This is a genomic window from Endozoicomonas sp. SCSIO W0465 (genome assembly GCF_023716865.1).
Classification (GTDB): Bacteria; Pseudomonadota; Gammaproteobacteria; order Pseudomonadales; family Endozoicomonadaceae; genus Endozoicomonas.
In genome coordinates, this window is sequence record NZ_CP092417.1 from 5,870,033 (window position 1) to 5,891,998 (window position 21,966).

Annotated in this window: 13 protein-coding genes; 3 read left to right on the forward strand and 10 right to left on the reverse strand. The window is 46.2% G+C overall.

The window, feature by feature from the left end; genetic code table 11:
• Positions 1-141: 141 nt before the first annotated feature.
• From MJO57_RS26330 to MJO57_RS26350, 5 genes are all read right to left on the reverse strand, one after another.
• Complete coding sequence (locus MJO57_RS26330; protein ID WP_252020001.1) at positions 142-3,228, reverse strand: hypothetical protein; 3,087 nt, start codon at positions 3,226-3,228, stop codon at positions 142-144.
• A gap of 214 nt (positions 3,229-3,442) precedes the next feature.
• Positions 3,443-6,535: a hypothetical protein gene (locus tag MJO57_RS26335; protein WP_252020003.1), complete on the reverse strand. Its 3,093-nt coding sequence runs from the start codon at positions 6,533-6,535 to the stop codon at positions 3,443-3,445.
• A 705-nt stretch (positions 6,536-7,240) separates the two neighbouring features.
• Positions 7,241-10,174, reverse strand: a complete 2,934-nt coding sequence (locus MJO57_RS26340; protein ID WP_252020005.1) for a hypothetical protein — start codon at positions 10,172-10,174, stop codon at positions 7,241-7,243.
• Positions 10,175-10,916: 742 nt separating this feature from the next.
• Entirely contained in the window at positions 10,917-13,979 is a 3,063-nt protein-coding gene (locus MJO57_RS26345; protein WP_252020007.1) for a hypothetical protein, read from the reverse strand.
• 456 nt (positions 13,980-14,435) lie between these two features.
• Complete coding sequence (locus MJO57_RS26350; RefSeq protein WP_252020009.1) at positions 14,436-14,906, reverse strand: hypothetical protein; 471 nt, start codon at positions 14,904-14,906, stop codon at positions 14,436-14,438.
• A 174-nt stretch (positions 14,907-15,080) separates the two neighbouring features.
• On the opposite strand from MJO57_RS26350, the gene MJO57_RS26355 reads away from it, so the two are divergent.
• The 3 genes from MJO57_RS26355 to MJO57_RS26365 are packed head-to-tail and all read left to right on the forward strand — an operon-like array spanning position 15,081 to position 18,099.
• Positions 15,081-15,452, forward strand: coding sequence for a DUF6444 domain-containing protein (locus MJO57_RS26355; RefSeq protein WP_252020011.1), 372 nt, complete (start codon positions 15,081-15,083; stop codon positions 15,450-15,452).
• 38 nt (positions 15,453-15,490) lie between these two features.
• Entirely contained in the window at positions 15,491-16,915 is a 1,425-nt protein-coding gene (locus tag MJO57_RS26360; protein WP_252020013.1) for an IS4 family transposase, read from the forward strand.
• The gene (locus MJO57_RS26365; protein ID WP_252020014.1) at positions 16,912-18,099 is read left to right on the forward strand and encodes an IS66 family transposase; all 1,188 of its coding nucleotides are present in this window, start codon (positions 16,912-16,914) and stop codon (positions 18,097-18,099) included. The genes MJO57_RS26360 and MJO57_RS26365 overlap by 4 nt, the downstream gene beginning before the upstream one ends.
• Here MJO57_RS26365 and MJO57_RS26370 read toward each other — a convergent pair.
• From MJO57_RS26370 to MJO57_RS26390, 5 genes are all read right to left on the reverse strand, one after another.
• Positions 18,066-18,872 carry a hypothetical protein gene (locus MJO57_RS26370; RefSeq protein WP_252020016.1) on the reverse strand — a complete coding sequence of 269 codons (807 nt, stop codon included), beginning with the start codon at positions 18,870-18,872 and terminating at the stop codon, positions 18,066-18,068. The genes MJO57_RS26365 and MJO57_RS26370 overlap by 34 nt on opposite strands.
• 208 nt (positions 18,873-19,080) lie before the next feature.
• Positions 19,081-19,554 (reverse strand): hypothetical protein, encoded by a 474-nt coding sequence (locus tag MJO57_RS26375; protein ID WP_252020018.1) that lies wholly within the window; start codon positions 19,552-19,554, stop codon positions 19,081-19,083.
• Between the two features lie 42 nt (positions 19,555-19,596).
• Positions 19,597-20,523: an IS1595 family transposase gene (locus tag MJO57_RS26380; protein ID WP_252020020.1), complete on the reverse strand. Its 927-nt coding sequence runs from the start codon at positions 20,521-20,523 to the stop codon at positions 19,597-19,599.
• Entirely contained in the window at positions 20,489-20,668 is a 180-nt protein-coding gene (locus MJO57_RS26385) for a hypothetical protein (RefSeq protein WP_252019921.1), read from the reverse strand. Before MJO57_RS26385 ends, MJO57_RS26380 begins: the two co-directional genes overlap by 35 nt.
• A gap of 23 nt (positions 20,669-20,691) precedes the next feature.
• Complete coding sequence (locus MJO57_RS26390; protein WP_252020022.1) at positions 20,692-21,741, reverse strand: hypothetical protein; 1,050 nt, start codon at positions 21,739-21,741, stop codon at positions 20,692-20,694.
• Positions 21,742-21,966: the final 225 nt, after the last annotated feature.

Here is a 21,966-nt window from a genome sequence, read left to right on the forward strand (position 1 = left end):
TCGAACGGTATTGAGGTCTCTGGTGGGAGCCGAACCCACTGGATTTCAACGAATGGTTTCAACCCATAAAGCCGCCCAAATTCTCAGGCTTAACCTGTCACCATCAAAACCCGCCCCCGGTTTTGTTGATTAGCCAAAGCGTTAGCGAGGCTTCTCGGGCTGTACGCTGAAACTTGGCACCAACATTGTCTCAAGCAGTGGATTACCCTCTGGACCATGCCCCCTGAGGCGTTTCACTGTCGTTACTGTACAGCCTCTATCGTCTTTCAGTATCCTTTTTGCAGGCTCTGACCCCAACGTTTCCTGAGTCAATGTGCCCAGATTCATGGGTATTCCCCGGGATTTCAGCCGTTGCACTTCTACTGCTATCGCCTGTCGTGTTTCTTCACTCAGCACATCCATATCACCATATTCACACTGCATTTTTTCCAAACGGGTCATACAGGCCGGAAGCTTGATCTGTTGAAGGTCATACCAGCTATTATGGATGCCCCGGGTAATACCCCGCTGGCTATCGGTCTCACAGGTTTTGTGATCCGGGTCGGAGCAGGTGTGAATACCGGCGAGACGGGCAATTTTTCGACGAGCGTTGTCGTTGATGAAATCCTCCATTTTCCCCACTGGCATCGGGGTGCGCTCAAATTGTGCAGTGAGCTCTCTGGTTTCAGGTGTTAACTGGTAGGAGTGAGCATAGGGGTTAGCCCGCAGGTCATGGCTCAGGTGGCCGGTAACCCCCGCCAGGTCGGCGGCTCCGTGCATGGCGGCTTCAAGATTGCGCTGGAACAGGGATTTTCTTGCCGGGTCGGCGGTGAACTTGCTCAATTCCGGCGGGAGGTCCAGCAGGCTCGCGTTAAATTCCGACAGGTCGGCGTCAGGGGCAGTGAGTCCCGGGAAATTTTCCCCGACACCAGTGCAGCGAATAATGTCCATGCGATCGGCAAAACGCAATACGCGCAGGTAACCACGAACCGTTGCCGACAGGGAGTCATCATCCTTGCCATGAACATCGTTTTCCTTGCTTTCAAGGGCCAGGGCAATATCGTCCAGTAAAGTCTGTGGGTATTGTCCGGCCAGATCCCGTTTGAAGTACTCCGCTGACCTCGTTTCTTCACGATTTTTGCCAACATCTTCGGCTGCCGCATCATGGTATATAACCGCCAGCGCCAGGAGGGTTTTCTCATCGTTGGTGCAATGCAATGACCCGAATTTTTCCAGCAACTCCATATACCAGAGTGCATTATTCCGGGCCCGCAGCACATGACTGCAGGCGTGCAGAGGCTTCCATACCGTTGGTAATGAACTAAAACGAAGGCTGCTGATTACCCGCTCCGGCCCGGGGCGACGGTAATAATGCTGTAATATCTTCAGAATGGTTTCTTCGTTGTCCTGCGCATTGGTAATCACCGGTGGTTGACTGAATGCGTCCACCACAAACTGTAGCTCTGACCTGCCATTTGCAACTTCTGTAGGTGGAGACGATACTTGCTCAGTCTGCAAATTCAGGGTATCTCTCAACTTCGCTATCGCCTGTTTTGCCGCTTCAACCTGTGCTGGCCAGGATTGATAAAAAGGGTCTTGCTCCCGTTGCCGGTAAATTTTTAGGACCCATTCAAAGTAGTCATCCAGGGAATTATTACCCAAAACGGCTTGAACTCTCTTCCTTGCTCCACGACTTAGACTGTCCCGTACTTCTTCGAATATTTCCGCATTCGGGACAGCGCCATAATAAAACAAAGTCAACAAATGGTCCTTGAAATAGGTAAAGTCTTTCTTAAGCTGAAACATTCCATCCAGTGCTTGTCTTAAAAGATCACCCAACGCATTATGTGATTTTTGAAAAAACCGATCAATTTCCACCTTAATGGCGGGAAAATTAATAGGATGAATCATAAGCTCCCAAAGTCTGTAAGTCTCCGTAGGTGTCAATACTGCTGCCAAATAATTCCACAGATAAGGGGGAGTACGCGTTATTTGTAAAGATTTAGTCTCGATGTTAGTTGCACCTCCCTTGATCAAGTGATGAAATAATAATTCATCTTTCCATTTTGCATCCAATGCAACATCAGCCGATCTGCCCTGGATAAGGGTCATGTAATTTTCATAAAAAAATTTATCTTGTTGTTCTCTAATAAAAAACTCCATCAGTGTTACACGCACACCCTCAATGTAAAAATACTCGTTAAATGGAAATTTGCTGTCTATTATCTCCTGTAGCACTTCAGGGTTGTAACAAGCTGGATCTTTTAGCATTCTTACAACCTTAATCAAGGTACTGATTTTGGCAGATGCTGCTATTGTTTCTACATTTTTTAACGGTTCGAATTTTAACGTCATTGGAAGTATATTAAGTACCTCTTTGAACAACTCCGGTTTCATGCCATGAAATTTCGCAAAGTTATTCAGATAGATATCATTATTATGTGACAGTTGGTTACCCTTCAACTCCTCATCAAAATAGACCTCAAAAGAGCCGCTGCGCTGGCAGTACACTACCAATGGCAATGAACCGGTCCCCAAGGTATTTTCCAACCTGTGTTTCTCTTGAAGGATGTCGTTAATATTTCTGGTGGCTTCTTCCTTTGTGATGCAATAGCATTTGATCTGTGCTTTGTCGTAACCCGTGGTGAGAAGCTCAGGATAAGGTATTGGTCCTGTATCACTTCCTTTACAATATGGCCTTGATTTAGGGGGGGAAAATGTTCCATCGGCTTGCAAATGCCCCGAGGTAAAACCAGGATAAACATCCCATCGACGTTCCGCCAGCTCCCTTATTTTTTTCTCTATTCCAGAGTAATCTGACAGGCATTTTTCTTCGAGTTCATGAACTGCTATCTCGGGATGGACCAGGTGACTGGTTTCCGCATTTTTCTTATAAAAAGCAAGCATCTCCGGGTTCGTAATGCCTACCTTATGACCATCTGTGACTGAACCTCTCGTTTTAATAGGTACACCGTACTGAACCCAGCAGACTGGTCGTGGTGCTCTGTTGTCCTGATTCAGATAGGCTTCTTCACTCCTTAAATGAATGGCTCGAATACCCAACTGTCCCCGCCTTGCCAACTGTAGTATGTCATCACTCTGATGCTCCATGAGTTGATCTCTGGGAACTCTGGGAATAAAGGGCGCTGAGCTCTCGTTTTCAGCGCATTGGCCGGAACAATCCGGGGTATCCGATTGATTTGACGAAGGGGGCATTATGGTGGAGGTGTTTTGAGAAATGGAGTGCATATACCTGATCCTTTGGTGATGTTAATGCCTTCCTGATAGCGATCCTATCAATGATTGTCTGCGCCATTTCCATAACGCTTTGACTGGTTATACAACTGACTGATATTTGGACTTTCGTTTTTCTTAAAAGTTTCCGTTCTATCAATTTTGTTTTCAGTAAGTAATTCCTTAACAGCGGTCATTGATCCAGACTCAGCAAAACCAGTCGGTCCGATTAGCCAGGGCGGTAGCGATGCTCCTCCGGCTGTACGCTGAAACTTGGCACCAACATTGTCTCAAGCCGTGGATTACCTTCTTGATCATGCCCCCTGAGGCGTTTCACTGTCGTTACTGTACAACCTCTATCGTCTTTCAGTACCCTTTTTGCAGGCTCTGACCCCAACGTTTCCTGAGTCAATGTGCCCAGATTCATGGGTATTCCCCGGGATTTCAGACGTTGTACTTCTACTGCTATCGCCTGTCGTGTTTCTTCACTCAGCACATCCATATCACCATATTCACACTGCATTTTTTCCAAACGGGTCATACAGGCCGGAAGCTTGATCTGTTGAAGGTCATACCAGCTATTATGAATACCCCGGGTGACACCCCGCTGGCTATCGGTCCCACAGGTTTTGTGATCCGGGTCGGAGCAGGTGTGAATGCCGGCGAGACGGGCAATTTTTCGACGAGCGTTGTCGTTGATGAAATCCTCCATTTTCCCCACTGGCATCGGGGTGCGCTCAAATTGTGCAGTGAGTTCTCTGGTTTCAGGTGTTAACTGGTAGGAGTGAGCATAGGGGTCAGCCCGCATGTCATGCCTCAGGTGGCCGGTGACCCCTGCCAGGTCGGCGGCTCCGTGCATGGCGGCTTCAAGACTGCGCTGGAACAGGGATTTTCTTTCCGGGTCGGCGGTGAACTTGCTCAATTCCGGTGGGAGGTCCAGCAGGCTCGCGTTAAATGCCGACAGGCCGGCGTCAGTGGCAGTGAGTCCCGGGAAATTTTCCCCGACACCCGTGCAGCGGATAATGTCCATGCGGTCGGCAAAACGCAATACGCGCAGGTAACCACGAACCGTTGCCGACAGGGAGTCATCATCCTTGCCATGAACATCGTTTTCCTTGCTTTCAAGGGCCAGGGCAATATCGTCCAGTAAAGTCTGTGGGTATTGTCCGGCCAGATCCCGTTTGAAGTACTCCGCTGACCTCGTTTCTTCACGATCCTTGCCAACATCTTCTGCTGCCGCATCATGGTATATAACCGCCAGCGCCAGGAGGGTTTTCTCATCGTTGGTGCAATGCAATGACCCGAATTTTTCCAGCAACTCCATATACCAGAGTGCGTTATTCCTGGCCCGCAACACATGACTGCAGGCGTGCAGAGGCTTCCATACCGTCGGCAATGAATTAAGGCCAAGGCTGCTGATTACCCGCTCCGGGCCGGGGCGACGGTAATAATGCTGTAATATCTTCAGAATGGTTTCTTCGTTGTCCTGCGCATTGGCAATCACCGGTGGTTGACTGAATGCGTTCACCACAAACTGTAGCTCTGATGTTTCGTTCGTACCTTCTGGCGATGGGGAAGGTACTTGCTCAGTCTGCAAATCCAGGGACGCTCTCAGCTCTGCTATCGCCTGTTTTGCCTCCTCAACCTGTGCTGGCCAGGATTGATAAAAAGGGTCTTGCTCCCGTTGGCGGTATATTTTTTGAACCCATTCGAAGTAGTCATTTAAGGAATTATTACCCAAAACTTTCTGGATTCTTTCGCTTGATCCAAAACGTAGAAAAAACCTTACTTCTTCGAATATTTCCTCATTTGGGACAGCTCCATAATAAAACAAAGTCAAAAAATGATTTTTGAAAAAAGTAAAGTCTTTGTTAAATTTAAATGGCTCACTCAGTGCATCTGTTAAAAGATGACTCAGCGCATCATGAGCTTTTCGACAAATCCGATCAATTTCCACCTTAATGGCAGGAAAATTAATTGAGTGATTCATAAAATAGGAAAAACCGTAATCATGGGAAGGAGTTAATACTGCTACCAAATAATTACACAGATAAGGGGGGAAGTGTGAAATTTGCACGTGTTTTTTCACGTATTTTTTCTTGATTTTTGTTGCACCTCCCTTGATCAAGTGATGAAATAATAATTTATCTTTCCATCCTGAATCTAATTCAAAGTCAGCCGATCTACTCCGGCTTCCGTTACGGTAATCTTCAGTTACAAATTTATCTTTTTGTTTTTTAATAAATAATTCCATAATCGTTATATACTCACCATTGATGTAAAAACAACCATTAAATGGAAATTTATTGTCTATTACTTTCTGTAACACTTCAGGGTTGTAACTGTCAGGATTTTCTACCATTCTTACAAGCACGTTCAAAGTACTGACCTTGGCAGACATTTCTTTTAGGTCTATTTTATTTATCAGTTCTAACTTTAATGTCATTGGAAGTATATTAAGTATGTCTCTGAATAAACTCAGTTTTATGCCATGGAATACAGCAAAGTTATTCAGATCGGCTTGATTAATATGCGTCAGTTGATCACTCTTCAACTCCTCATCAAAATAGACCTCAAAAGAGCCGCTGCGCTGGCAATACACTACCAATGGCAATGAATCGGTCCCCAAAGTTTTTTCCACCATGTGTTTCTCTTGAAGGATATCGGTAATATTTCTGGTGGCTTCTTCCTTTGTGATGCAATAGCATTTGATCTGTGCTTTGTCGTAACCCGTGGTGAGAAGTTCAGGATAAGGTATCAGTCCTGTATCACGTCTATTACAATATGGCCTTAATTTAGGGGGGGAAAATGTTCCATCGGGTTGTAAATGCCCAGAGGTAAAACCGGGATAAACATCCCATCGACGTTCCGCCAGCTCCCTCATTTTTTTCTTTATTTCAGAGTCATCTGAAAGGCATTTCACACTGAGTTCATGAACTGCTTTTACGGAATCGACCAGTTGACTGGTTGCTGCATTTTTCTTATAAACAGCAAGCATCTCCGGGTTGGTAATGCCCACCTTAGGCCCAGTGTATGATTCTCTCGTTTCAATAGGATAACCGTGCTGGACCCAGCAGACTGGTCGTGGTTCTTTGTTGTCCTGTTTCAGATAGGCGTTTTCTTCCTCTAAACTAATGACTCGAATACCCAACTCTCCCTGCCATGCTGCCAGTAGTATTTCATTACGCTGATGCTCCCTGAGTTGATCTCTGGGAATCAAGGACACTGAGCCCTCAGAGCATTGGGCGGAACGCTCCTGATTATTCGATTGACCTGGCAAAGGGTGCATCATGGCGGGGGTGTTTTGAGTAATAGAGTTCATATATCTGATCCCTTGTGATGTTAATGCTTTCCTGATAGCGTTCCTATCAATGATTGTCCACGCTATTTCGATAACGCTTTGACTGGTTATATAACTGCCTGAAATTTGGACTTTAGTTTTGATTAAAAGTTTCCGTTCTATCAATTTTATTTTCAGTAAGTAATACCGACACCCTGGGTGTGAGTAATTCTTGATGATCACCGATCAATGCACGAATCACTAGTACATGGTTTCAATGAATTTGACGGGTTGACGTGCCTCCGCGCTCCGTTCGTCCTGAGCCTGTCGAAGGGCGGAAACTCCCAACTCTGATAGATTGTGCCAAGCACCCTTCGTCCGTGCATCCTGAGCCAAGCCGAAGGGCGCTCAGGGTGAACGGAGATTGTACACGTCAAACTCATTGAAACCATGTACTAGGCCTTAGGAGCTATCCTGAAATAATATCCACATTTCTGAATATCAAAACTACGTTCGTCCTGAGCCTGTCGAAGGGCGTGAACTCCGGCCTCATGTATTGTGCCAATCACCCTTCGACAAGCTCAGGATGAACGGAAATCGAGTTCAAAATGTGGAAATTATTTCGGGACAATTCCTCAGGATGAACGGAAATCGAGTTCAAAATGTGGAAATTATTTCGGGGCAACTCCTTAACAGCGGTCATTGATCCAGACTCAGCAAAACCGGTCAGTCCGATTAGCCAGGGCGTTAGCGAGGCTTCTCGGGCTGTACGCTGAAACTTGGCACCAACATTGTCTCAAGCCGTGGATTACCTTCTTGATCATGCCCCCTGAGGCGTTTCACTGTCGTTACTGTACAGCCTCTATCGTCTTTCAGTATCCTTTTTGCACGCTCTGACCCCAACGTTTCCTGAGTCAATGTGCCCAGATTCATGGGTATTCCCCGGGATTTCAGCCGTTGCACTTCTACTGCTATCGCCTGTCGTGTTTCTTCACTCAGCACATCCATATCACCATATTCACACTGCATTTTTTCCAAACGGGTCATACAGGCCGGAAGCTTGATCTGTTGAAGGTCATACCAGCTATTATGGATGCCCCGGGTAATACCCTTCTGGCTATCGGTCCCGCAGGTTTTGTGATCCGGGTCGGAGCAGGTGTGAATACCGGCGAGACGGGCAATTTTTCGACGAGCGTTGTCGTTAATAAAATCCTCCATTTTCCCCACTGGCATCGAGGTGCGCTCAAATTGTTCAGTGAGTTCTCTGGTTTCAGGTGTTAACTGGTAGGAGTGAGCATAGGGGTTAGCCCGCAGGTCATGGCTCAGGTGGCCGGTGACCCCCGCCAGGTCGGCGGCTCCGTGCATGGCGGCTTCAAGATTGCGTTGGAACAGGGATTTTCTTTCCGGATCGGCGGTGAACTTGCTCAATTCCGGTGGGAGGTCCAGCAGGCTCGCGTTAAATTCCGACAGGCCGACGTCAGGAGCAGTGAGTCCCGGGAAATTTTCCCCGACACCCGTGCAGCGGATAATGTCCATGCGGTCGGCAAAACGCAATACGCGCAGGTAACCACGAACCGTTGCCGACAAGGAGTCATCATCCCAGCCATGAACATCGTTTTCCTTGATTTCAAGGGCCAGGGCTATATCGTCCAGTAAAGTCTGTGGGTATTGTCCGGCCAGATCCCGTTTGAAGTACTCGGCTGACCTCGTTTCTTCACGATCCTTGCCAACATCTTCGGCTGCCGCATCATGGTATATAACCGCCAGCGCCAGGAGGGTTTTCTCATCGCTGGTGCAATGCAATGACCCGAATTTTTCCAGCAACTCCATATACCAGAGTGCGTTATTCCTGGCCCGCAACACATGACTGCAGGCGTGCAGAGGCTTCCATACCGTCGGCAATGAATTAAGGTCAAGGCTGCTGATTACCCGCTCCGGGCCGGGGCGACGGTAATAATGCTGTAATATCTTCAGAATGGTTTCTTCGTTGTCCTGCGCATTGGCAATCACCGGTGGTTGACTGAATGCGTCCACCACAAACTGTAGCTCTGATGTTTCGTTCACAACTTCTGGCGATGGGGAAGGTACTTGCTCAGTCTGCAAATCCAGGGATGCTCTCAGCTCCGCTATCGCTTGTTTTGCCTCCTCAACCTGTGCTGGCCAGGATTGATAAAAAGGGTCTTGCTCCCGTTGGCGGTATATTTTTTGAACCCATTCGATGTAATCATCTATCGAAGATTTACCCAGAGCTTTTTGTAGTACATGGTTTGGTTTATGACTTATAAATTTCCTGACTCCTTCTAATAGCGTCTGATTGGGGGCAGCCCCATAATAAAACAAAGTCAGGAAATGATGCTTGAAAAAAACAAATTTTTTTTCCCGACTAAACGGTCCTTCCATCAGTGCGAGTTCTAAAAATCTACCCAGCTCCTCATTATGTGATTTTTGACAAATCCGATCAATTTCCACCTTAATGGCGGGAAAATCAATAGAGTGAGGCAGAAACTCCCAAAAATCGTACCTTTCCGAAGGTGCCAAAACAGCTACTAAATAATTACACAGATAAGGCGGAGTACAATATATATCTAAAGCTTGTTTGTTGATTTTAGTTGTACCTCCATTGATCAAGTGATGAAAAACTAATTCGTCCATCCCTTTTGAATCCAATACAACGTCAGCCGATCTACTATGGCTAAAGACATATTTTTGTCTTCTTATAAATATTTCAATAAACGTTGTACGCACACCTCTGAAGTAAATAGGCTCGTTAAATAACGATTTATTATCTTTTATTAGCTGTAGGTTTTCATCGTTGTAGCAGGCTGAATTTAATATTATCCCTGTAAGCTTGTTCAAAGCAATAGCTCTGAGAAATACTTTTAATTCTACTTTATTCAACGATTCTGATTTTAAACTCATTGGAAGTATATTAAGTATCCCTCTGAATATTTGCGGATCCATGCCATGGGATAGAGCAAGATTATCCAGACATGCCTCATTTTGCCTGAGTTGATTCCCCACAAGCTCCTCTTCAAAATAGACCTCCAGAGAACCGCTGGACTGGCAATACACTGCCAAAGGCAATGAACCGATCCCCAGAGTATCTTCCAACCTGTGTTTTTCTTGAAGAATATCGGAAATATTTCTGGTAGCCTCTTCCTTTGTGATGAAATAGCATTTGATCTGTGCTTTGTCATAACCCGTGGTGAGAAGTTCAGGATAGGGTATCAGTCCTGTTTTACCATACGGCGTTAATTTAGGGGGGGAAAATGTTCCATCGGGTTGTAAATGCCCTGAGGTAAAACCGGGATAAACATCCCATCGACGTTCCGCCAGCTCCCCCATTTTTTTCTTTATTTCAGAGTCATCTGAAAGGCATTTCACACTGAGTTCATGAACTGCTTTTCCGGAATTAATCAGTTGCCAGGTTTCCGCATTTTTCTTATAAACAGCAAGCATCTCCGGGTTGGTAATGCCTACCTTGGATTCAGTGCCTGATGGTCTCGTTTGAATAGGTACACCGGGCCAGACCCAGCAGACTGGTCGTGGTACTTTGTTTACCTGATTCAGATAGCCTAGTTCTTGCTCTGCACAAATGGCTCGAATACCCAACTTTCCCTGCCTTGCCGCCAGTAGTATTTCATTACGCTGATGCTCCCTGAGTTGATCTCTGGGAATCAAGGGCACTGAGCGCTCAGAGCATCGGGCGGAACGATCCTGATTATTCGATTGACCTGGCAAAGGGTGCATCATGGCGGGGGTGTTTTGAGTAATAGGGTCCATATACCTGATCCTTTGGTGATGTTAATGTTTTCCTGATAGCCTTCCTATCAATGATTGTCCGCGCCATTTCGATAACGCTTTAACTGGTTATAAAACTACTCCATATTTGGACTTTTGTTTGGCTTAAAAGTTTCCGTTCTATCAATTTTATTTTCAGTAAGTAATACCGACACCCTGGGTGTGAGTCATTCTTGATGATCACTGATCAATGCCCGAATCACTAGTACATGGTTTCAATGAGTTTGACGGGTTGACGTGCCTCCGCGCTCCGTTCGTCCTGAGCCTGTCGAAGGGCGGAAACTCCGGACTCTGATAGATTGTGCCAAGCACCCTTCGTCCGTGCATCCTGAGCCAAGCCGAAGGGCGCTCAGGGTGAACGGAGATTGTACACGTCAAACTCATTGAAACCATGTACTAGGCCTTAGGAGCTATCCTGAAATAATATCCACATTTCTGAATATCAAAACTACGTTCGTCCTGAGCCTGTCGAAGGGCGTGAACTCCGGCCTCATGTATTGTGCCAATCACCCTTCGACAAGCTCAGGATGAACGGAAATCGAGTTCAAAATGTGGAAATTATTTCGGGACAATTCCTTAACAGCGGTCATTGATCCAGACTCAGCAAAACCGGTCGGTCCAATTAGCCAAGGCGGTAGCGAGGCTTCTCGGACTGTATGCTGAAACTTGGCACCAACATTGTCTCGTGCCGTGGATTACCCTCTTGATCATGCCCCCTGAGGCGTTTCACTGTCGTTACTGTACAGCCTCTATCGTCTTTCAGTATCCTTTTTGCAGGCTCTGACCCCAACGTTTTCTGAGTCAATGTGCCCAGATTCATGGGTATTCCCCGGGATTTCAGCCGTTGCACTTCTACTGCTATCGCCTGTCGTGTTTCTTCACTCAGCACATCCATATCACCATATTCACACTGCATTTTTTCCAAACGGGTCATACAGGCCGGAAGCTTGATCTGTTGAAGGTCATACCAGCTATTATGGATGCCCCGGGTGACACCCCGCTGGCTATCGGTCCCACAGGTTTTGTGATCCGGGTCGGAGCAGGTGTGAATGCCGGCGAGACGGGCAATTTTTCGACGAGCGTTGTCGTTGATGAAATCCTCCATTTTCCCCACTGGCATCGAGGTGCGCTCAAATTGTTCAGTGAGTTCTCTGGTTTCAGGTGTTAACTGGTAGGAGTGAGCATAGGGGTCAGCCCGCAGGTCATGCCTCAGGTGGCCGGTGACCCCTGCCAGGTCGGCGGCTCCGTGCATGGCGGCTTCAAGATTGCGTTGGAACAGGGATTTTCTTTCCGGGTCGGCGGTAAACTTGCTCAATTCCGGTGGGAGGTCCAGCAGGCTCGCGTTAAATTCCGACAGGCCGACGTCAGGGGCAGTGAGTCCCGGGAAATTTTCCCCGACACCCGTGCAGCGGATAATGTCCATGCGGTCGGCAAAACGCAATACGCGCAGGTAACCACGAACCGTTGCCGACAAGGAGTCATCATCCCAGCCATGAACATCGTTTTCCTTGCTTTCAAGGGCCAGGGCTATATCGTCCAGTAAAGTCTGTGGGTATTGTCCGGCCAGATCCCGTTTGAAGTACTCCGCTGACCTCGTTTCTTCACGATCCTTGCCAACATCTTCTGCTGCCGCATCATGGTATATAACCGCCAGCGACAGGAGGGTTTTCTCATCGCTGGTGCAATGCAATGACCCGAATTTTTCCAGCAACTCCATATACCAGAGTGCGTTATTCCTGGCCCGCAACACATGACTGCAGGCGTGCAGAGGCTTCCATACCGTCGGCAATGAATTAAGGCCAAGGCTGCTGATTACCCGCTCCGGGCCGGGGCGACGGTAATAATGCTGTAATATCTTCAGAATGGTTTCTTCGTTGTCCTGCGCATTGGTAATCACCGGTGGTTGACTGAATGCGTCCACCACAAACTGTAGCTTTGATGTTTCGTTCGCAACTTCTGGCGAAGGGGAAGGTACTTGCTCAGTCTGCAAATCCAGGGATGCTCTCAGCTCCGCTATCGCCTGTTTTGCCTCCTCAACCTGTGCTGGCCAGGATTGATAAAAAGGGTCTTGCTCCCGTTGCCGGTATATTTTTTGAAACCATTCGATGTAATCATCTATCGAAGAATTACCCAAAGCTTTTTGAATTACATCCTTTGATTTAATACTTATAAATTGCCTGGCTTTTTCTAATAGCGCCTCATTGGGGGAAGCCCCATAATAAAACAAAGTCAGGAAATGATGCTTGAAAAAAGTAAAATGTCTTTTCCGATGAGTCGGTCCATCCTGCAGTGTAAGTTCTAAAGATCTACCCAACAGCTCATTATTAGATTTTCGACAAAACCGATCAATATGTACCTTAATGGCGGGAAAATCAATAGAGTGATCCAGAAAATCCCAAAATTGATAAGTATTAGAAGGTACCAATAATGCTTCCAAATAATTACACAGAAAAGGCGGAGTACACGATATATCTAAATATAGCGTCTTGATTTTAGCTGTACTACCCATGATCAAGTGATGGAAAAATAATTCATCCATCCATTTTGAATCCAATACAACGTCAACTGATCTATTTTGGACACATAATCGTTCACTTTCAGATTCAAATCTTTCTTGATGTATTCTTATAAATAATTCAATAAGTGTTGTAGGTTGACCTTTAAAGTAAACAGGCTCATTAAGTAATGACTTATTATCTTTTACTAGCTGAAGGTTTTCAGCGGTGTAGCAGGCTGGGTTTGATATTATTCCTGCAAGCTTCTTCAAAGCAGTTAATTCAACTTTATTCAACGATTCTGATTTTAAACTCATTGGAAGTATATTAATTATCTCTCTGAATATTTGCGGATCCATGCCATGGGATAGAGCAAATTTATCCAGACAGGCCTCATTCTGCCTGAGTTGATCCCCCACAAGCTCCTCTTCAAAATAGATCTCCAGAGAACCGCTGGACTGGCAATATACTGCCAAAGGCAATGAACCGATCCCCAGAGTATCTTCCAACCTGTGTTTTTCTTGAAGGATATCGGAAATATCTCTGCTGGCCTCTTGCTTTGTAATGCAATAGCATTTGATCTGTGCTTTGTCGTAACCCGTGGTGAGCAGTTCAGGATAAGGTATCAGTCCTGTATCACGTCTATTACAATATGGCCTTAATTTAGGGGGGGAAAATGTTCCATCGGGTTGTAAATGCCCCGAAGTAAAACCGGGATAAACATCCCATCGACGTTCCGCCAGCTCCCCCATTTTTTTCTTTAATTCAGAGTCATCTGAAAGGCATTTCACACAGAGTTCATGAACTGCTTTTTCGGAATCGACCAATTCTCTGGTTACCGCATTTTTCTTATAAACAGCAAGCATCTCCGGGTTCGTAATGCCCACCTTATGCTCAGTGTATGATCGTCTCGTTTGAATAGGACAACCGTGCTGGACCCAGCAGACTGGTCGTGGTGCTTTTTTTACCTTATTCAGATAGATTTTTTCTTCCCATAAACTAATGACTCGAATACCCAACTCTCCCTGCCCTGCTGCCAGTAGTATTTCATTACGCTGACGCTCCCTGAGTTGATCTCTGGGAATCAAGGGCACTGAGTACTCAGAGCATTGGCCCGAACGATCCTGATTATTCGATTGACCTGGCAAAGGGTGCATCATGGCGGGGGTGTTTTGAGTAATAGAGTCCATATACCTGATCCTTTGTGATGTTAATGCTTTCCTGATAGCGTTCCTATCAATGATTGTCCACGCTATTTCGATAACGCTTTGACTGGTTATATAACTGCCTGATATTTGGACTTTCGTTTTGCTTAAAAGTTTCCGTTCTATCAATTTTATTTTCAGTAAGTAATTCCGACACCTGGGTGTGAGTAATTTTTGATGATCACCGATCAATGCCCGAATCACTAGGCCTTAGGAGCTATCCTGAAATAATATCCACATTTCTGAATATCAAAACTACGTTCGTCCTGAGCCTGTCGAAGGGCGTGAACTCCGGCCTCATGTATTGTGCCAATCACCCTTCGACAGCCTCAGGATGAACGGAAATCGAGTTCAAAATGTGGAAATTATTTCGGGGCAATTCCTTAACAGCGGTCATTGATCCAGACTCAGCAAAACCGGTCAGTCCGATTAGCCAGGGCGTTAGCGAGGCTTCTCGGGCTGTATGCTGAAACTTGGCACCAACATTGTCTCGTGCCGTGGATTACCTTTTTGATCATGCCCCCTGAGGCGTTTCACTGTCGTTACTGTACAGCCTCTATCGTCTTTCAGTATCCTTTTTGCAGGCTCTGACCCCAACGTTTTCTGAGTCAATGTGCCCAGATTCATGGGTATTCCCCGGGATTTCAGCCGTTGCACTTCTACTGCTATCGCCTGTCGTGTTTCTTCACTCAGCACATCCATATCACCATATTCACACTGCATTTTTTCCAAACGGGTCATACAGGCCGGAAGCTTGATCTGTTGAAGGTCATACCAGCTATTATGGATGCCCCGGGTGACACCCCGCTGGCTATCGGTCCCACAGGTTTTGTGATCCGGGTCGGAGCAGGTGTGAATGCCGGCGAGACGGGCAATTTTTCGACGAGCGTTGTCGTTGATGAAATCCTCCATTTTCCCCACTGGCATCGAGGTGCGCTCAAATTGTTCAGTGAGTTCTCTGGTTTCAGGTGTTAACTGGTAGGAGTGAGCATAGGGGGTAACTGTTCAGCACCCCCACATAAATCTGGAATTTTCTGATTTTTATACCATCCTCTTAAGCACCATTTTTCCACAATATTCGCCAGCATGATTCCAGAACTACCCGCAACTATGTCGGCTGAGATTCTCTTGAAAGAGAATGCAGAGCTGCGGATGAGAGTTGCCTGTCTGGAAGAGCGATGTCGAGAATTGGAAGAAAAGGTTGGCAAGAACAGTCAAAACAGCAGCAAGCCGCCATCGTCTGATGGTTATCAAAAACCTTGTAAAAACAGTAATTCTCCAGATCATTCTGACGACCTTTCCGCAGATAAAGGTACCGATCCATCGGATGAAAAACCCAATCCTAAAAGTCTGAGACAGTCTTCTGGTAATAAAGCCGGTGGAAAGAAAGGGCATCAGGGCACTTGTCTTAAACAGGTCGATATCCCTGACTATATTCTGTCTCTTGATCACAAATAGCTACCTTGTTCTATCATTTCTCACTGATAAAACAGGTCATGCTTCCACTTTCTCCTAAACCATGGTCAGAACTAACTTTTGGATGTGCTGATTTGGGTGATACTCGACGTACAAAACGACTTGTCAAAGTTGCTGCCGAGCTTTCAGCTCATACCGGTAATTCTTTGTCATCTTCATGCGAAGGTTATACCGCACTGGTAACTGGAGCTTACCGGCTGATTGAGAATGAGGCCGTAAAGCCTGAAGCAATAGCTGAGGCAGGCTTTCAGGCAACTGCCAAAATAGCGAGACAGTCTCGCCTACTTCTGGCTCTCGAAGATACAACAACCCTGGGTTATAAACATGCTGTCAGATCCGAGCTTGGTGATCTTGGAGGTCCTGAAGGCTCTAAAACCAGAGGATTCCACGTCCACTCTGTCTTCTTGGTTGATGCGGATACAGAGCGAAGCATTGGGCTTATTGATCAAGAACAATGGGTTAGAGAGGACGTTCGGGGGAAAAAGAACCAACGTCGTCAGCTACCTTACGAGGGAAAGGAAAGCTTTAAGTGGCAAAGAGCCTCTGAAAACACAGAACAAAGGATGGGGGGTAAAATGCCTGACATCATCAGTGTTTGCGACCGGGAGGCGGATATATACGAATATATGCACTACAAACTGGATAACCGACAGCGGTTTGTTGTAAGAGCTACACAAAACAGAATCCTGGTGGATGGCGAACTCTTATTATTTGATTCCTTAGCTCAGACTGAAGTGTTGGGGAAATATACGATAGTGGTTCCTCAAAAAGGAGGTAGAAAGAAGCGAAAGGCAACGCTGCAGGTCAAAAGAAAGAAGATGACAATACAGGCGCCGCAAAGGCCAGGCGGCAGGCCGGAACCGGTAACTATGAATATTGTGTCGGCTGAAGAGATTGGCAATGACTCCGAAGACCGTTTGCACTGGGTACTATTGACAACTGAAGATATTGAAACATTCGAAGACTGTCGCTCTATCATTCGATTTTACGAGCTCCGATGGCGAATAGAAGAGTTCCATAAGGCTTGGAAATCGGGAGCAGGAGTAGAAAGGCTTCGTCTGCAATCTCCGGATAACATTGAACGACTTGCGGTCATATTAATGTTTGTCGCTGTCAGACTAATGCAAATCCGTGAAGCATTAATGTTACCGAATGACAGGCAGCACAAAGACAGAAAGCTTTGGAGTGAAAAAACACTCGCGAATGAGGTGGTCAGTGATGATGAATGGCAGGTTCTCTGGCTAACCTATGAAAAAAAAGCGTTGCCCGATAAGCCGCCAACAGTCACTTGGCTGCTTCAAACGATTGCTCGGCTTGGTGGTTGGGGTGATTCAAAGCATACAGGGCAGCCCGGCTGGTTAGTGGTATGGGAAGGCTGGGCGAAATTGCAGGATCGGGTAAAAACCTGGCAGATAGCCCGGCAGTTCAGCGCTGGAGAGATGTGATCAAGAGTCAGGACTATATTGAGTACCTTCCGGTTAAAGAATGCAATAAATGTCAGGCGTCTCTTCTTGATAGTGAGCCGGTCAAATATATTGAACGACAGGTGTTTGAACCAGGGAGACCGGGTGAATTTGAAGTAACGGCCCATAGAGCTGAAGTAAAAATCTGCACTTGTGGTTGTCGGAATCAGGCTGAATTCCCGGAAGGTGTTACCGCTGCCGCACAATATGGCTCAGCCACACAGGCTATGGCCGTCTATCTTAACCAATACCATTTCCTGCCTTTTAAGCGCGTGTCAGAGTATTTTAATACTCTCTATAAAATGAGTGTAAGTGCAGGCACTGTCGCCAATTTTGTGGCCAGAACCTATGAAAATCTGGCTTCTACTGAAGAGGTTATTCGTGACGCCTTGCGGGAATCGTCTGTTGCCGGAGCCGATGAAACGGGTATGCGGGCCGAGGGCTCTTTGCACTGGCTACACGTTATGCGGGATGAACAATGGACGCTCTACTACTTGTCTGAAAAGCGAGGTCGTGAGGCCATGGACACGATGGGCATACTGCTAACATTTGCAGGCGTTCTGGTTCATGATCATTGGAAATCCTATTTTGCATATGCGGCAACTCACGTACTTTGCAATGCCCATCACCTGAGGGAGCTTTTGGGTGTTGTTGATAGGGACAGCAATCAACTGGCGTTGCGATTGATGAAGCTACTGAGGCTTTCCTGGCATTACTGCAAGGGCTTTAAGACCATAGGTATGCTACAGATGCCAAGTGTTGTCTGTGAACGAATCGAGAAGATTTATGACCGGTTGCTTCAGCGGGCTCTAATGAAAGAAGTCGTCTATATGGAGAAGCAACGAGAGGAGCTTAAGCGCAAGAAAGTCAAGAATACTAAAGCTTACAATCTCTTCAAACGACTCACTGAGTTCAAGGCTGAGACACTGCGCTTCATGTCAGATTTTACCATTCCCTTCGATAACAATGGCAGTGAGCGGGATGTTCGAATGGCCAAGTTAAAGCAGAAAATCTCAGGCTGCTTCAGGAGTGCAGACGGTGGTTCTATGTTTGCACGGATTCGCAGCTATTTGTCGTCTGCCAGAAAACAGGGAATGGACATATATCAATCACTTCATAGAGCTGTTCGGAATTACTGTAATATGCCTTTGCTCAGTGCTGAATAGTTACCATAGGGGTTACCCCGCAGGTCATTGCTCAGGTGGCCGGTGACCCCCGCCAGGTCAGCGGCTCCGTGCATGGCGGCTTCAAGATTGCGCTGGAACAGGGATTTTCTTTCCGGATCGGCGGTGAACTTGCTCAATTCCGGTGGGAGGTCCAGCAGGCTCGCGTTAAATTCCGACAGGCCGACGTCAGGAGCAGTGAGTCCCGGGAAATTTTCCCCGACACCCGTGCAGCGGATAATGTCCATGCGGTCGGCAAAACGCAATACGCGCAGGTAACCACGAACCGTTGCCGACAAGGAGTCATCATCCCAGCCATGAACATCGTTTTCCTTGATTTCAAGGGCCAGGGCTATATCGTCCAGTAAAGTCTGTGGGTATTGTCCGGCCAGATCCCGTTTGAAGTACTCGGCTGACCTCGTTTCTTCACGATCCTTGCCAACATCTTCGGCTGCCGCATCATGGTATATAACCGCCAGCGCCAGGAGGGTTTTCTCATCGCTGGTGCAATGCAATGACCCGAATTTTTCCAGCAACTCCATATACCAGAGTGCGTTATTCCTGGCCCGCAACACATGACTGCAGGCGTGCAGAGGCTTCCATACCGTCGGCAATGAATTAAGGTCAAGGCTGCTGATTACCCGCTCCGGGCCGGGGCGACGGTAATAATGCTGTAATATCTTCAGAATGGTTTCTTCGTTGTCCTGCGCATTGGCAATCACCGGTGGTTGACTGAATGCGTCCACCACAAACTGTAGCTCTGATGTTTCGTTCACAACTTCTGGCGATGGGGAAGGTACTTGCTCAGTCTGCAAATCCAGGGATGCTCTCAGCTCCGCTATCGCTTGTTTTGCCTCCTCAACCTGTGCTGGCCAGGATTGATAAAAAGGGTCTTGCTCCCGTTGGCGGTATATTTTTTGAACCCATTCGATGTAATCATCTATCGAAGATTTACCCAGAGCTTTTTGTAGTACATGGTTTGGTTTATGACTTATAAATTTCCTGACTCCTTCTAATAGCGTCTGATTGGGGGCAGCCCCATAATAAAACAAAGTCAGGAAATGATGCTTGAAAAAAACAAATTTTTTTTTCCCGACTAAACGGTCCTTCCATCAGTGCGAGTTCTAAAAATCTACCCAGCTCCTCATTATGTGATTTTTGACAAATCCGATCAATTTCCACCTTAATGGCGGGAAAATCAATAGAGTGAGGCAGAAACTCCCAAAAATCGTACCTTTCCGAAGGTGCCAAAACAGCTACTAAATAATTACACAGATAAGGCGGAGTACAATATATATCTAAAGCTTGTTTGTTGATTTTAGTTGTACCTCCATTGATCAAGTGATGAAAAACTAATTCGTCCATCCCTTTTGAATCCAATACAACGTCAGCCGATCTACTATGGCTAAAGACATATTTTTGTCTTCTTATAAATATTTCAATAAACGTTGTACGCACACCTCTGAAGTAAATAGGCTCGTTAAATAACGATTTATTAGGCTAAGTTACCGTTAATGGTTGGAAGCACCAATGTTCAGTAATTCTGCTGATCAACCGGCCAACAGTTAATTTTTTTGCTGCCGTCAGTTCTCGCCTCCAGGCCAGATAATGGGGAAGGTAACGAGTTGCAACCCCTTGGAATACGCCGCCAATCCAGCGTTTTAAATGACTGTGATAAGAATTTACAGTCTGGATGTGGTAGATGCCTTCAACAACATGTTGACCTGCTGATGTCACCAGCTCCTTGAAGACAAATCCAAGCTTGTCAGCAAGTTTTTCGTGAGCGAGGTGTGCATCCGCACAGACCGTGGCCTGTATCGATATGCGGCCATTTAAATGCCTGCACAATTCATTAGCACTTTCGTTTTCTAATACACCGTCAACGGTATTTCGATTACGGTCCCGAGCCACCATTACCGGGACTTTTCGGGCTTTGTTGGGATCATTACCCCGCTTTCGGGTTGGCCGTGGAAGGCCTTCTCTTTGCCCTTTGAAGGATTCACGGAAAAATGTTTCATCAAGCTCAGTAATGCCACAAAGCTCTTCTGCTTGATCATTATTAATCACTTCAAGAAAGCGGTGACGCCAGCGGAACGCAGTTTTCAAGTCAATGGCATTCTCAGCAGCAGCTGGTCGCAAGACCATAGAGTGAGTCATACCTGCGAGGTACTTGTTCCATTTTTCAGGGTGCCTGAGCCTTGCCAAAGGCGTTCCACTAAAGGCGTTAAACGTTGAGTCGCAAGTCTTGCAGTGGTAGCGCTGTCGGCCATTTCGTATGCCCCAGCGACCAACGCTATGGCTTTTGCATTTGGGGCACCTGGGGTTTTCGGCAAATTGGGCAAGTATGCTCTTTTCTACGTCAGGTGTTGCATTATCGTTATTGGGTATAGATTCACTGTAAACAATCGTTATTGGGTATAGATTCACTGTAAACAGGTTCAGAGTCAGTGGTTTCTACTACCTCGGTAACCTCTATTTGAGTACTAAGGAGCGAGTTGTTAAGAATGTCTCGCTGTTCACTGGTTAATGTTGAAATGGAATCAATAAAATTCTGGAAGAGTTCAGATTGCATATCACTCCCCTACAACGTAGATTTTATGGGAGTTTAGCTGATTCAACCATTAACGGTAACTTAGCCGATTTATTATCTTTTATTAGCTGTAGGTTTTCATCGTTGTAGCAGGCTGAATTTAATATTATCCCTGTAAGCTTGTTCAAAGCAATAGCTCTGAGAAATACTTTTAATTCTACTTTATTCAACGATTCTGATTTTAAACTCATTGGAAGTATATTAAGTATCCCTCTGAATATTTGCGGATCCATGCCATGGGATAGAGCAAGATTATCCAGACATGCCTCATTTTGCCTGAGTTGATTCCCCACAAGCTCCTCTTCAAAATAGACCTCCAGAGAACCGCTGGACTGGCAATACACTGCCAAAGGCAATGAACCGATCCCCAGAGTATCTTCCAACCTGTGTTTTTCTTGAAGAATATCGGAAATATTTCTGGTAGCCTCTTCCTTTGTGATGAAATAGCATTTGATCTGTGCTTTGTCATAACCCGTGGTGAGAAGTTCAGGATAGGGTATCAGTCCTGTTTTACCATACGGCGTTAATTTAGGGGGGGAAAATGTTCCATCGGGTTGTAAATGCCCTGAGGTAAAACCGGGATAAACATCCCATCGACGTTCCGCCAGCTCCCCCATTTTTTTCTTTATTTCAGAGTCATCTGAAAGGCATTTCACACTGAGTTCATGAACTGCTTTTCCGGAATTAATCAGTTGCCAGGTTTCCGCATTTTTCTTATAAACAGCAAGCATCTCCGGGTTGGTAATGCCTACCTTGGATTCAGTGCCTGATGGTCTCGTTTGAATAGGTACACCGGGCCAGACCCAGCAGACTGGTCGTGGTACTTTGTTTACCTGATTCAGATAGCCTAGTTCTTGCTCTGCACAAATGGCTCGAATACCCAACTTTCCCTGCCTTGCCGCCAGTAGTATTTCATTACGCTGATGCTCCCTGAGTTGATCTCTGGGAATCAAGGGCACTGAGCGCTCAGAGCATCGGGCGGAACGATCCTGATTATTCGATTGACCTGGCAAAGGGTGCATCATGGCGGGGGTGTTTTGAGTAATAGGGTCCATATACCTGATCCTTTGGTGATGTTAATGTTTTCCTGATAGCCTTCCTATCAATGATTGTCCGCGCCATTTCGATAACGCTTTAACTGGTTATAAAACTACTCCATATTTGGACTTTTGTTTGGCTTAAAAGTTTCCGTTCTATCAATTTTATTTTCAGTAAGTAATACCGACACCCTGGGTGTGAGTCATTCTTGATGATCACTGATCAATGCCCGAATCACTAGT